The organism is Kribbella sp. NBC_00482 (assembly GCF_036013725.1).
In the GTDB taxonomy this organism is placed as follows: Bacteria; Actinomycetota; Actinomycetes; order Propionibacteriales; family Kribbellaceae; genus Kribbella.
Map to the genome: position 1 here is coordinate 3,026,369 of NZ_CP107881.1, position 12,935 is coordinate 3,039,303.

Below are 12,935 nucleotides of genomic sequence, written 5' to 3' on the forward strand. Positions count from 1 at the left end.
TTGTCACCCCGCAACGTCCAGATACGCGCATCCGCGTGCCACCAGGAACCGCAGGTCGCCGAGGATCTCGGCCAGGGCAGCGTCCGGATCGGGCCGGCCGGACGGCTCCGCGGTCACCGTCGCGCGGACCTCGCAGCTGTGCCACAACGTCGGCGCGACCGAACCCCATTGCCACAACTCGTAGCAGTCCGGGTCCAGGATCGCGGCGGTCCCGAGGCCGGGAATCCCTACCGCATGTCCTTCGAGCCGGTCCGGAGCGTTGCCGAGGCCAACGAACATGATGTCCAGCCGATGTCGCTGCGCAAACGTTCTACCTTCCTCGACAACGGCGATCAGTCCCGCGTCGGCGAGCCGTTCGACGTACGCCGCCGGCTCCGCGACCCCAGCCCGCTGAGCATGAACGACGACATCGTCCACGGTCCACGCGCCCTTGCCGACCTTCGGCACCCCATGAGCGAGAACCCAGACCGCGAACGCCTCCGCATCGAGCCGGTGCTGGCTCCACCCGACCCGGACGACCTGCTCCTCGTCCCGAACGCCGTTGTAGTGCCCGATCGGGAAAACCAGCGCGCTCATCGAAGCCTCCGACGGTCGAAGTACGCCGCGCGCACGCAGAGCAGACCGTGGATCTGCCCGAGCACACCGGACAGCACGTTCCGCGGGTCCGTCTCCTCGGGCGCCGTAACCCCTGCCTGCACAGCAACCTTGGCCGCATCGTGGCAGCCGCTCCACAGCTCGGGTGCGAGCTGCGTCCACATCAGTACGTCGTACACGGCGACGGAGACCTGCGCGACCGGCTGGTTCAACAGCCCGACGGTCTGCATCCACGGCTCGTCCGGATCCGGCCCGAGCCCCTGCAGCAACGGGAACAGCTGATGCTCGGAGGCGAACTCGACCGCACCGTCCGCCTCAGGATCGACGGCCGCCAGCAGCCCGTCGCGAAGGAACCGTTCGGCGACCTCGGCCACCTGTCCTGCGTCCAGCCCGACGTTGACGGCGCGCTCTGTCAGCGACGACCGGGTCGGCCGGTCCTGGTCGTCGATCCCGTGTGCCAGCAGCCAAACCGCGAACTCGCGGTCCTGCAACTCTGCGACCTCGACGCCCACCCGGACCTGCTGCCGTCGCTCGTCCGCGCCCGAATACACCACTCCCAGGTCGTGCCCCACTGGGATCAGCAGCTCTCGATCAGTCGTCACGAACAGCACGCTAAGGCGGTCCGACGTACGGCGGTGGTGGACGGCAGGAAGCTGTCGCGCCCGCTCCCGACCGCGCGATCGCCAAGACAGTTGGGGACATGAACATCACAGGTCTGGTCCGGGTGACAGTCGTGGCTCCCCAGCGGCGCCTCGACCTGGCCTTACCCGAACAAGCAGCAATAGCCGAAGTGCTCCCCGGTCTCCTGACCAAGTCCGGTGAACACCTCGCCGACCAGGGCGCACCGGGCGGCGGTTGGGTTCTGCGCCGCAGCGACGGCATGGAGCTGAACCTCGGCCGGACGCTCGGTTCGCACCGGATCCGGGACGGCGAGATCCTGCATCTGGTGTCGCGCGGTCTCGACTGGCCGGAGCTGGAGTACGATGACCTGGTCGACGCGGTCGCCTCCGGCGCGGGCAAACTCGGCGTACCGTGGACCGCCCGTCACACCCGGATCGCCGGCCTGACCGGCGCCGCGCTCGCCTTGCTGGTGGTGATGGCCGTCGTTCTCCGCCGCGGTGCACCTTGGGCCGACGCCGCGAGCTGGCTGCTGCTCACCTCGGCGCTGCTGGTCGCCGCCGGGGTCGCCCTGGCCCGCGTGGTCGGAGACTCCGGCGCGGGCGCACTGCTCGGCGGCCTCGGGCTGCCGTTCGCGGCGATCGGAGGCGGCCTGCTGTTCGCCGGTACGTCGACGTGGCCGGCGATCGGCGCACCCCAGATCCTGTCGGCCGGTACGGCGTTGATGCTCGCCGGAGTCGCCTGCTACCTGGGCATTGTGGACAGCGGCTCGTTGTTCGCGGCGGCCATGAGTACCGGTCTGCTCGGCCTGATCGCCGGCTGGATCGGTACGGCGGAGTCGCTCGACGGCCCCGACGTGGCCGCGATCCTTGGCGCAGCGACGTTCGCGTTCTCGCCGATGCTCGGACCGCTTGCGCTCCGGCTCGGTCGACTCCCGATGCCGATCCTGCCGCGCACGACCGCCGACCTGGTCCGCGACGATCCACAACCGCCACGCCGGCACGTGTACGGCGCGGTCGTCCGCGCCGACGGGTTGCTCACCGGCATGCTCACCGGCGTCGCGATCGTGGTCTCGGTGTGCCTGGTCCTGCTGACCACGGACCGCAGTACGCCGGCCACCGTGCTGACCGGACTGCTCACCCTCGGATGCTTGCTACGGGCAAGGATCTACCCGGTGGTGAAGCACCGCCTGATGTTGCTCACCACAGCCTTGACCGGAATCGCCTGCCTGGTACTCGGTCCGCTGAGCGCATCGGCCGCCGACCCGGTCTCGCTGATCGTCCCGCTGATGGTCATGCTCGCCGCGATCACGATCTTCTGCGGCCTCCGATACAGCACCAAGCTCCCGAGTCCGTACCTGAGCAGGTACGCCGAGATCCTCGAAGTACTCGTCACGCTGGCGCTCATCCCGCTCTCCTGCTCGGTGCTCGGTCTGTACGCCGTGGTCCGGGGCTGGGGAGGCTGACATGGCGACCAGGAAAGACCAACTGCAGTCCCACCAGTTCTCGGTGCAGCGGATGGTGTCCGCGCTCGTCACCCGTGAGACCGACCCCGAGCAGCCGCCGTTCAAACGGGCCACCTCCGCGGCGTTCGGCGGGGTCGCGATCATGATCCTCGCGCTGGCCGTCGTCTGGGTGTACGGCCTGGTCGTCCCGGGCGGCAACAAGGCCTGGAGCAAGGGCGACAGCGTCATCGTCGAGAAGGAGACCGGCACTCGGTACGTGTACCTCGACGGCCACCTGCACCCGGTCGCCAACTACGTCTCCGCACTGCTTGCCATCGGCAAACGAGGACAGACCCTGCGGGTGTCGCAGCGGTCACTCGCCGGTGTCCCGCGCGGTCCGCGGATCGGGATCCAGGACGCCCCGGACGCGCTGCCGCCGGCGTCCAAGCTGCTCCGCGGCGGGTGGACGCTGTGCTCGCAACCGTCCCGCGACCAGGCCGGAACCCGGACCAGCGAGTCGGTGCTCATGGTCGGACAGCGGCCAGGCGCCGGTACGGCGATGACCGACGACGCGATGCTCGTCCGGGTGATCGAGACCGGTGACCAGTACCTCCTCAGCGACGGTTACCGGCACCGGATCGCCAAGAGCGACATCGCCACAGTCGCGGTCGCGCTGCATTCGCAGCCGGTCACCCAGGTGGGCGCGGCGTTCGTGGCGGCGCTTCCCGACGGCCAGCCGATCGCCCCGCTGCGGCCGGCCGGCATCGGTACGCCGACGACCGTCGTACCCGGCCGGCCGAAGACGTTGGTGGGCCAGCTCTTCGTCGTACAGACGTCTGCGGGAAAGCAGTACTACCTGGCGACGCAGAAGGCGTTGCTGCCGATCAGTGACGTGCAGTACGACATCCAGCGTGCATACGCTCCGCTCAAGGCGGCGTACGGCGGCAAGTCGCCGACGGCGATCGAGCTCAACCTGATGTCGGTCAGCGAGGCCGAACTGCCGGCGGTCAGCACCGAGGAAGGTGCGGTGCCGCGCGTCTGGCCGCGCTTCGTCGCCCCACGGGACGGCATCGGCACGGTCTGCGCCGCGTTCACCCCCGGCCAGTCGCTCCCCGCGATCCTGATCGACCCGGCGATGCCGCTCCCGGACGCGATGACCGCGACCACCAAACGCACCCGCCGCGACACCGTCCTCGCCGACCGCATCCTGATCACCCCAGGCACCGCGGCAGTCGTCGAGGCCCGCCCGTCGGACCAGGCCCCGACTGGCACGATCTCGGTAATCACCGACACGGGACGCTCCTACCCACTGTCCGACCCCGAACTGATCGAAACCCTGGGCTACAGCGGAGTCCAACCGATCCCGATCCCCGCCTCCCTAATAGCCCGAATCCCCCAAGGCCCCGCCCTAAACCCCACCACCGCCATCCAACCCGTCCCCTAGCCCCCAGCCGCACCCCGCACCACCGTCTGCACCGCACCACCGCCATGCGCCGCCCGGTCCGTCCGGCCGGCCGGTCCCAACCGAGTACGACGATGCCCCGCACACGAGGGGATCTCCCACGGCGTTGTGCCTTCTCCGTTGGTATACGAAGGGAGAACCCACAACACCAGGGGATATCCGGCTCTTCTGACTGATCCGTGGGCTCGGCCGGTTGCGGGTCAGGGCTTCCGGCCGAACCGAACGTCCCGCCGCGGGCCCCCGCTGTCTGCCGGCCATTGGTCGCGGGCCTGTCTGCATTGGTGGAGGGTTTCCCGTACATCGGTGGAGTGTTTCTGGCGCTATCGCAGCAAAACTCTCCACCAACGACCGCCCCATCGCCGTCACCAGGTCAGCTGGGAACTTCGCCGGTCACGCACCGGGGCCGCGGCTGGGGGGGTTGGGGGTTGGGTTGGGGAGGTTTTCGTCCCGGATCGGGCGGGAAGTCCTCCCCAGATCCGCGTACCAGCTCATGCCACGCACGGCACTCGCGGGCACCGGCCGGGAGCAAACCACCCACGGATGCGGCAGGGAGCCGGATATCCGGCTCCCTGCCGCCCGCCAGTGGTTCATCTTTGAGAACCCACCAACCATTTTCGAGCCGCCGACGTGGTTGGTGGGTTCTCAAAGACGACCGGGTGCGGACTCCAGCAGCAGGAGCGAAAGCCCGGCTCGAGGTTGGATGTCTCGGGCCGGGCTTTTCGGTGATCAGTTGGTGGGGCGGCGTTGCTGGTGGGGGGCGGGTGGGGCCGCCTTGACGTCGGTGGCTTCCACCTTCCAGAGGTCCTCGTCGAGGAGTTGGAGGGTGTTGGCAGCCTCGGTCTTCTCCTTGCGCCTTCGAGTGTTCACCGGTACGGCGGGGAACGCGCCGGGCAGGTCCTTGCCCGCCCTGCCACGCAGCCCAACCGGGACGCCGGGTGTGTCGCCCTGCTGTCGATCGCGCCGGCGATTCCCTGGCGCGATCATGCCGTTGCCGGGTCGCCCGGCCTTGTTGCTGCCGGCACCAGCCGCGCCGGCCATCGGCGGCATCATCGGCGGCATCCCGCCGCCACCCTGGCCGGCCGCTGCACCGGCGCCACCGGCGAGCCCGCTCGGGGCAGCCGGCGCACGCCCGCCGGACAGCGGACCCTGCGTCGCACCGGTCTCGGGGACAGCGCGCGGCAACTGGGAGTCGACGCCACCCTTCTGACTGCCTCCGCCACCGGGAACACCCGGCAGACCGCCGCCGCCGATCCCACCGCCAGGAACCTTGCCGGCCCCGGCACCACCGGCGTACCCACCCGGCACCCCACCGACCGGCAGCGTGCTCATCGGCGGCACAACCGGCGTGTGGGTCGGCGGCACGGCCGCCACGTTCGGCAGCGATCCTTCGAACCGGGGGACCATCGTCGACCCCGCAGGCATCCCGGCCAACCCGGTACCACCACCGGGCGCCTCCGGAATCGACCCCGCACCGGGATCCGCCCCACCGGCCCCGTCCATCCCGCCCGCGCCTGCACCGGCCTCCTGCGCCCCGCCACCTTGCTCGGCCGCGCCCGCCTCTTGGCCACCGGGATCGGCGGCTGACGGATCGGCACCCGTGGGCCCGCCCGGCGAACTGGGCATCGAGGGTGCGTTGCCCGGGGCGCTCGTCGTGGGCGCCCCGTTCCTACTGCCGGGACCGTCCCACTTCAGCTTCGCCGCGTCGGAAGTCAGGAACGATGCCGCGGTGCTGTACGCCTCCGCGAGCTTGGTCATGGCTGCGCCTGCTGCCCGCAGCGGCACCTTCCCATGGTTTGCCCAGGCGGTTTCGTCTTCTTGGGTCCACTGCTTGCTGTACAGGGCCTTCACCCTGTTGTACTCATCCACCTGCGTCTGGAGCTCTCCTCGCTGCAGCTCAACGGCCTGAGCCGCCGTCGTGATCTGCCCCGCCACGGCGCTGAGCACACCTGGCACCGGAGCCATGGCGTCGTACGACGTCGAGAGTGATGTTTCGGTGATTGTCCGTTTGGCCACAAAGTCCTTGGCGTGGTCGCTGCCCCAGTTCTGCAGCAGAGTCTCGGTGACCGAGTGGAGATCCAGATGTGCCGTATTGACGGCATCCCTGGACATGCTCCACATGGTTCCCGCAGTATCCAGCGGGCCAATGAGTTGCGCGTCCGTCTGCATCATCTGGCCGAAAGTTCCCATGACAGTGACGCATTCCTGGATCGACTGTAGATTTTCGATCTTGCCGACCTCGGTGGTGATGGACGAAGCGCCGCCGCCCGCTGTGTCGGCCATCAGTGGCCTCCTTCACGTGACTTGTCGAGTTGGTAGTTGATGGCGTGTCCGGGGTCGAACACCTCGTTCGGCCGGACGTTGCCTTCCTGCGACTTCAGCAGCGTGGTGAGACGGGCCCCGGTGACCTGGACGTGCCGGTCCAGTGCGCTGCCGATCTCGGTGATTGCGGACTGGTAGCCCTGGAGGCCGTCCGCGGTGTTCGACATGTACTGGACCAGCGCGTTGCGGGCATCTCGTTCGACCTTCATGAAGGCGACGCTCTCGGCCGTTCCACCTCCGGCAGCCGGCGATGCCGAGCTTCTTCCGGCCTCCCGCATCTTCGCGCTGAACTCGTCCGTCACGCTGGCCAGGCCGCTGCCGGCTGTTTGGAATGCTTCTGTTCTGGCGTCTAGCTCCATCAGTCCTCCTTGATCGGTGGTTGGGTCAGTTGGATCAGTTGGTTGGTGCCTTGGCGGGTGATGAGCCAGCCGCGGCCGGGGGGCATCGGCTGGGCGCGGAGGCCGCCGAGCAGCGGGCCTTCGTCGCGGCTTCCGGACATCAGCAGGCCCGGTGAGCCCACGTCCCTGATCCGGGCCAGGACGGGCTCGAAAAGTCCGCGCATGGCGCCGCCGGTCCGGCGGGTCACGTAGATCCGCAGACCGAGGTCCGCGGCCTGTGGGATGTACGGCAACAGCGGCATCAGCGGATGGCTGTCCGAGGATGCGACGAGGTCGTGGTCGTCGATCAGGACGAACAGGTCAGGGCCTTCCCACCAGCTCCGATCGCGCAGCTGCTCGGTGGTGACATCGGGACCGGGCAGCCGCTCCTGCAACACGTTGGCCAAGCCGTTGACGAGGCTGGCGGTGACCGCGTGGTTGGTGCCGTAGCCCAGCAGGTGCGCACTCTCGACATCGCCCAGCAGACTGCGGCGATGGTCGATGACCAGCAACCGTGCCTGTTCCGGTGTGTAGGTCTCCCGGATCCGATGCGCCACTGTCCGGAGGAAGCTCGACTTCCCGGCGCCGGTGTCGCCCAGAAGGATGAACGTCGGGTCGGCGTTCGGGTCGAGCAGTACTGGCTCCAGGCTGCGCTCCGCGACGCCGACGGCCAACCCGTGCTCGCGGGAGCTGGCGCCGTCGTTGGCCGCGTACGGCACCTCACCTGGCAGCAGTTTGATCTCTGGCACCGGCTCGCCCGGCCAGGCTTCCTTGACGGCGGCAACGAGCTCGCCCAGCCCGACGGAGACCCGGTCCTCGCTGTCGGTGAGTCGTGGTGCCGCGATCAGGAAGTGGTGCTTGCTCGTCGTGACACCGCGCCCGGGTGCATGCTCCGGGACGAGTGCCGCCGTTCGGCGATCGATCAGAGAGTCGATCGGGTCACCCAGGCGCAGTTCGAGCCTGGTGCCGCACAGGTCGCGGATGTTGGTCCGCAGGTCGAACCAGCGCACGACGCTGACGATCAGATGGACGCCGTACGCGAGACCGCGGGTGGCGAGGTCTCCGAGCGCCTGCTGGAGATCTTCGAAGTCGTTGCGGATCGTCTGCCAACCGTCGATCACCAAGAACACGTCGCCGTACGGCGAATCGCCCGCCTCGCCCCGCCGACGCCGTTCGCGGTACGTCGCCATGCTGTCGATACCGTCCTGCGCGAAACGCTTCTCCCGCTCGGCGATGATCCCGAGCAGCTCGATGACGGTTCGCCGTACGGCGTTGGTGTCCTGGCGGCCCGCGATCGTTCCGATGTGGGGCAGATCGCGCAGGCTGGACAGCAGTCCGCCGCCGAAGTCGAGGCAGTAGAACTGCACTTCCTCGGGCGTGTGGGTCAGCGCCAGACCGGTGATGATTCCGGCCAGCGCGGTGCTCTTCCCGGTGTGCGGCGCGCCCGCGACGGCGACGTGACCGGCGCCGCTCGACAGGTCCAGCAGCAGCGGGTCACGACGCTGGTCGAGCGGTCGGTCGACGATTCCGGCGACCGTCTGAAGCCGGCCGGGCACGAACGGGTTGCCAGGGTCCGCGGTGAGCTGTGAGAGCAACTCGCCCAGCGCCGGCGGCTTGTCCAGCGGCGGCAGCCAGATCTGGTGTGCCGGAGTACCTCGTCCTTCCAGTCGTTCGACGAGGACCTCGAGAAGAGTCTCGCCGAAGGTCTCGTCGAAGACACCGTCCGGGTCCTGATCAGGCTCGGCTTCCTCGGTCACCGGCAGGGGGACGTATCCACTGGAGTAGTCGAGCAGTTCGACGCTGTTGTCGTCCTGGAACGGCAGGCTGCCCGCCGTGGGCCGCCGGTGGACGCCGGACACGTACGCCGACCGGAACCGGTCCATCTGCTCGGTGCCGACCTTCAGGAACCCGTGGCCCGGAGCACGCGGCAGCTTGAACGCGTCGGTGACGCCCAGCACGGCTCGACTGTCGATCTCGGAGAAGGTCCGCAAACCGATCCGGAACGACAGATGCGCCTCCAGCCCGCGCAGTCTGCCTTCGTCCAGCCGCTGGCTGGCCAGCAGCAGGTGTACGCCGAGCGATCTGCCGACGCGGCCGATCTGGACGAACATGTCGATGAAGTCGGGACGGGCGGTCAGCAACTCGGAGAACTCGTCGCAGATGACCAGCAGGGTCGGAACCTCCTCGAGCGGTGCTCCGGCCGTGCGCGCCTTCTCGTAGTCGCGCAACGACGCGAAGTTGCCTGCGGCCCGGAGCAGCTCCTGACGGCGGAGCAGCTCACCGTTGATCGCATCGCTCATCCGGTCGACCAGGTGGAGTTCCTCGGCCAGGTTGGTGATCACCGCGCTGGTGTGCGGCAGTGCGTCGAGTCTCGTGAACGTCGCACCGCCTTTGAAGTCGACGAGTGCGAAGTTCAGGGACCGGGGCGGGTGGGTGATCGCGAGCGCCAGTACCAGGGTCCGAAGGAGCTCGCTCTTGCCCGAACCGGTTGCACCGATCAGCAGACCGTGCGGTCCCATGCCCTCCTGGGCCGACTCCTTCAGGTCGAGTTCGATCGGCTGGCCGTCGGCACGCAGGCCGAAGCGGACCCGGAGCCGCTCCCGCATCGGCCGCGGCAGCCAGGTGTCGTCGGGATCGAAGTCGAACGGATCGCCGAGATCGAGCAGTTCGGCCAGGCCGAGGTCGGCGCTCAGCGGCTGGTCGCCCTGCGCGCCCGCGGTCAGCCGCAGCGGGGCCAGCTGCCGCGCAAGTCCTTCTGCAGCGGCGATGTCGAGGCTGTCGGCCTGCCCGAGATACTCCTCGCCCTCCATGGTCTCGGCGGTGATGGCTCCGTCGGTGGCGAGGTCGAGGCTGATCGCGGTCGAGTCGATCGCTCGCGGTGGCGGCACGGTCAGGTCGAGTACCGTCACGCCCTCCAGCCCCGGACCGACGAGCAGGTGGTCGGATCCGTCGATGTCGCCACCGGCCACGACAACTACCAGGTGCGGGCCGTTGACCCGTCCGGCGACGTCCGGATCGAACCGCGGACGATTGCTCACGACGTCGTCCAGCATCGCCTCGATCGCGGTGATCGATCCGGCGATCAGCCGGAGCGGCCCGAGCGCGTCGCTGCGTTCCGGATGCAGTGTGTGGGGTAGCCACTTGGCCCAGTCCCAGTCCTCGAGATCCTCCGCCGAGGCACAGATCGCGATCCGGAGGTTGTCCGGTGCCTGCAGCGTCACCAGTTGCGCGATCATCGCGCGGACCATCGCCCGGGACCGTTCGCGATCACCCGGCAGATAGATCCGGCTGAAACCCGTGATCGCGATGGCGAGCGGCAGCCCCGGCACCGTGGAGTACGTCGCCACGAATCGGCGCAGGGCCAGCGCGGACAGCGGTTCGAGGCGCTCGAGCGGCTGGGTGTCCGGTGGGACCACTGTGGTGGCGGGATTCTGCGAACCGACGCCGATCCGGGTGGCGCCGAAGTCGGCGTCGTCCTGACGGCGTTCCCACAGCCGGTAGCTGCCGGCCAGCACCCAGAGCGATTCGGGGTCCGGATGCAGGTAGCCGAGAGCCTCCCGTTGCTGTTCGATCGATCTGCTGAGGCGCATCCGCTGCTGGGCCAGGTGCCGCAGATACGTCCGCCGGGCCTGGCTCATCTCGGTCTTGCCGCCACCGGTGCGGGCGAAGAACGCCATCACGATCATGCCCACCATCGCCAGGCCGAAGAGCCCGAAGATCACGTAGCGCAGACTGCTGCCGATGCTCCCGGAGAACATCAGCATCATCGCGCCCATCATCGCGACCATTGGCAGCACCATCAACATCTGCATCCACTGCCGGCCGCCCGGCTCCGGTACCTCGGGCGGTGCCTCGAGCAACAGTTCGCCACTCGGGAGCTCCGGGGCGAGTCGCCGCATCGGACGCCGGACCAACATGGTCGCCATCGTCGAACCCCTTCCGTGTTGCCTGTCCACGAGGATCCTCAGGCAGCCGGCCAGGTTCCTGGACCCGATGGCAGGAAGGTGCCGTTCAGAGCTCCTGGGGCTGGACGCTCCTTAGCGTTTCGATCGGATGTATCAACCCAGGAAGGAGACAGTCATGAACGGAAATTTCCTCCAAGTCGACACGCCCGCGCTGGATCACCATGCCAACCAGACGGCGTCGTACGCCGACTCGCTCGGACACGGCATCCGCCAGGGGAACACCGTCGCCCAGAACATGGTGCCGGGGTTCGACGGCGACGTGGGCCGGATGAGCCTGCAGGTGCACGAGAACCGGGACCCGGGGCTTCAGCGAGGTCAGGTCTGGGCTCAGGGCCAGTCTGACGGAGTCAGGCTGATGAACCAGCACTACGAGCAGATGAGCGCCTTCGGCGGCCAGCGGCTCGGCGCGGTGCCCACGGCCTGATCGAGGGTCGATCACACACAGAGAGGAATCCACTGATGGCTTTGATCAAGCAGCATTTCGAGACGATGCTCGAAGGCGCCGACGGGTACGGGCAGGTCGGTCAGGGGCAGATGAGCCACGGCGAGGACCAGGCGAGCGCCGTCAACGTGCTCGGCGGCGACGCGTTCTGCGGCCCCAACTACGACGCGTACTTCGCCGATGCCCGGATGCAGACCAACCTCACGCACGAGCAGGCTCTGAGCGTCCTGGATCACAGTAAGGCCATCGGCGACATCGTCGGCGACGGTCAGTCGACGGTGGCTACCTGTCAGGGCATCGTCGACGGCATGATGCCCTAACGGCTACCGCAACACTGCGAATGCACGGGAGCCCCAGCCGGAAGTTCGGCTGGGGCTCCTTCGTGTCGTGCTCAGGCGTCGCGGTCTGGACGGGCGAAGAGGAACTCCGGCGGCAGATCCGCCTGTTCGCCGTTGGCCTTGTGGGCTATCGCCGATCGGCCCACGGCCCAACGACGACGACGCCCAGCTGTCATCAAGCACGACAGCAGCACGACGACCGCCATTCCGCCGGCGGCCAGTACGGCGGTACTCCGCGCCCGTACTCCGCGCGACTGCCACCAGGCCGCGAGCGCGAGCTGGTGCTCGTCGGGTGGCGGAACATGGGCCGCCGGCAACTTCTTCGCCGCGCCGACGGCGAGCCCTTCCGTGACAGCTCGGTACGGGTCGACGATGCCGGCGCCGTACTCCTGGCTGCCAGTTCCGCCGCGAGCCGGGTCAGCGGTGGCGAGCAACCGTTGTGCGACCTGCGCGGCGGTCAGTTTGGGCCACGCTGACCTCACCAGGGCCGCCGTACCGGCGACGAAGGGCGCGGCGAAGCTCGTGCCGTCATCGTAGGCGTGTCCGGCGACGCGGGTCGGCGCCAGTACCGAACCGCCCGGTGCGACAAGGTCGACGTACGGACCGACCTGGGACGCTGTCACCCGCGCCCCGGCGTTGTCGATCGCACCGACGCCGATCACCCCCGGATAGGACGCGGGGTAGGACGGGAGTTTCCCGCTGTCGGAGCCTTGTCCGTTGCCGACTGCCGCGACCACGACGACATCGTGCGCGACCGCGTAGGCGATCGCCTGCCGGACCGGTCGTTCGTCGCGGAAGCCGGCCAGCGAGAGGTTGATCACCCGGGCCCGCGCGTCGACGGCGTACTTGATGCCCTTGGCAAGGATGTTCGGATTGATCTCCTCGGTGTTGCCGGTGGTGTCCGTCTCCCGCTCGCTGATCCGCACCGGCAGGATCCTGGCTCCCGGGGCGATGCCCGCGAAGCCGACCCCGGGCCGGCCGTCGGCCGCGATGATGCCGGCGACCCCGGTCCCGTGCGAGATGCAGTCGTAGTTGCCCGGCAGCGTGCCCTTCAGGTAGAAGTCGCGGCCGGGAAGGACCTTGCCGGGGCGGTGCAGCTGCGGATGGTCTGCGTCGACACCCGAGTCGATCACGGCGACCGTGACTCCGCTGCCGGTGCTGAACGGCCAAGCACGCTGCGGCATCAGCAGTTGTTGCGCCCACGGCAGTGCCTTCTGCACCGGATGGGCCGGTTCGGCGTTGCGGCATGCGCCCTTCGGAGGTGCGGCGTACGCCGGAACCGCGGTCGCGGCCGGCCCGAGGACCAGCGCACCGGCCACCGCGGCGGCCCTGAATCGCCTCTTCGCGTGGGATCTCACCCTCCGAGCCTCGGAGAT

Annotated in this window: 10 protein-coding genes; 4 read left to right on the top strand and 6 right to left on the bottom strand. The window is 68.8% G+C overall.

All coding sequences use genetic code 11. The features are described from left to right. Positions 1 to 3 precede the first annotated feature (3 nt). Together OHB24_RS15145 and OHB24_RS15150 are read right to left on the bottom strand one after the other, a co-directional pair. Positions 4 to 576: a hypothetical protein gene (locus tag OHB24_RS15145; RefSeq protein ID WP_327639649.1), complete on the bottom strand. Its 573-nt coding sequence runs from the start codon at positions 574 to 576 to the stop codon at positions 4 to 6. Beyond that, on the bottom strand, positions 573 to 1,196 hold the full coding sequence (locus tag OHB24_RS15150) for a hypothetical protein (RefSeq protein ID WP_327639650.1): 624 nt from the start codon (positions 1,194 to 1,196) through the stop codon (positions 573 to 575). The genes OHB24_RS15145 and OHB24_RS15150 overlap by 4 nt, the downstream gene beginning before the upstream one ends. 98 nt (positions 1,197 to 1,294) lie before the next feature. Between OHB24_RS15150 and eccD the strand changes: the two genes are divergently transcribed. Further along, positions 1,295 to 2,677 (top strand): type VII secretion integral membrane protein EccD, encoded by a 1,383-nt coding sequence (gene eccD, locus OHB24_RS15155; protein WP_327639651.1) that lies wholly within the window; start codon positions 1,295 to 1,297, stop codon positions 2,675 to 2,677. Position 2,678: 1 nt separating this feature from the next. Further along, a complete protein-coding gene (gene eccB, locus OHB24_RS15160) occupies positions 2,679 to 4,100 on the top strand; it encodes a type VII secretion protein EccB (RefSeq protein ID WP_327639652.1) in 1,422 nt (473 codons plus the stop codon). A 744-nt stretch (positions 4,101 to 4,844) separates the two neighbouring features. On the opposite strand, the gene OHB24_RS15165 is transcribed toward eccB, so the two are convergent. The 3 genes from OHB24_RS15165 to eccCa are packed head-to-tail and all read right to left on the bottom strand — an operon-like array spanning position 4,845 to position 10,740. Continuing rightward, complete coding sequence (locus tag OHB24_RS15165) at positions 4,845 to 6,398, bottom strand: hypothetical protein (protein WP_327639653.1); 1,554 nt, start codon at positions 6,396 to 6,398, stop codon at positions 4,845 to 4,847. Next, positions 6,398 to 6,796 carry a hypothetical protein gene (locus OHB24_RS15170; RefSeq protein ID WP_327639654.1) on the bottom strand — a complete coding sequence of 133 codons (399 nt, stop codon included), beginning with the start codon at positions 6,794 to 6,796 and terminating at the stop codon, positions 6,398 to 6,400. The genes OHB24_RS15165 and OHB24_RS15170 overlap by 1 nt, the downstream gene beginning before the upstream one ends. Then, positions 6,796 to 10,740, bottom strand: coding sequence for a type VII secretion protein EccCa (gene eccCa, locus OHB24_RS15175; protein WP_327639655.1), 3,945 nt, complete (start codon positions 10,738 to 10,740; stop codon positions 6,796 to 6,798). Before eccCa ends, OHB24_RS15170 begins: the two co-directional genes overlap by 1 nt. 154 nt (positions 10,741 to 10,894) lie before the next feature. Here eccCa and OHB24_RS15180 point away from each other — a divergent pair, with 154 nt between their 5' ends. Together OHB24_RS15180 and OHB24_RS15185 are read left to right on the top strand one after the other, a co-directional pair. Continuing rightward, a complete protein-coding gene (locus tag OHB24_RS15180; RefSeq protein ID WP_327639656.1) occupies positions 10,895 to 11,203 on the top strand; it encodes a hypothetical protein in 309 nt (102 codons plus the stop codon). Positions 11,204 to 11,238: 35 nt separating this feature from the next. After that, entirely contained in the window at positions 11,239 to 11,541 is a 303-nt protein-coding gene (locus OHB24_RS15185) for a hypothetical protein (protein WP_327639657.1), read from the top strand. A 71-nt stretch (positions 11,542 to 11,612) separates the two neighbouring features. Here the strand turns inward: OHB24_RS15185 and mycP are convergent, their stop codons facing one another. Then, positions 11,613 to 12,917: a type VII secretion-associated serine protease mycosin gene (mycP, locus tag OHB24_RS15190; protein ID WP_327639658.1), complete on the bottom strand. Its 1,305-nt coding sequence runs from the start codon at positions 12,915 to 12,917 to the stop codon at positions 11,613 to 11,615. Positions 12,918 to 12,935 lie beyond the last annotated feature (18 nt).

Excerpts from the sequence above, each read along its gene's own strand:
- OHB24_RS15145 (WP_327639649.1), bottom strand. The coding sequence starts at position 576 with ATGAGCGCGCTGGTTTTCCCGATCGGGCACTACAACGGCGTTCGGGAC.
- eccD (WP_327639651.1), top strand. The coding sequence starts at position 1,295 with ATGAACATCACAGGTCTGGTCCGGGTGACAGTCGTGGCTCCCCAGCGG.
- eccB (WP_327639652.1), top strand. The coding sequence starts at position 2,679 with ATGGCGACCAGGAAAGACCAACTGCAGTCCCACCAGTTCTCGGTGCAG.
- OHB24_RS15165 (WP_327639653.1), bottom strand. The coding sequence starts at position 6,398 with ATGGCCGACACAGCGGGCGGCGGCGCTTCGTCCATCACCACCGAGGTC.
- OHB24_RS15170 (WP_327639654.1), bottom strand. The coding sequence starts at position 6,796 with ATGGAGCTAGACGCCAGAACAGAAGCATTCCAAACAGCCGGCAGCGGC.
- eccCa (WP_327639655.1), bottom strand. The coding sequence starts at position 10,740 with ATGGCGACCATGTTGGTCCGGCGTCCGATGCGGCGACTCGCCCCGGAG.
- OHB24_RS15180 (WP_327639656.1), top strand. The coding sequence starts at position 10,895 with ATGAACGGAAATTTCCTCCAAGTCGACACGCCCGCGCTGGATCACCAT.
- OHB24_RS15185 (WP_327639657.1), top strand. The coding sequence starts at position 11,239 with ATGGCTTTGATCAAGCAGCATTTCGAGACGATGCTCGAAGGCGCCGAC.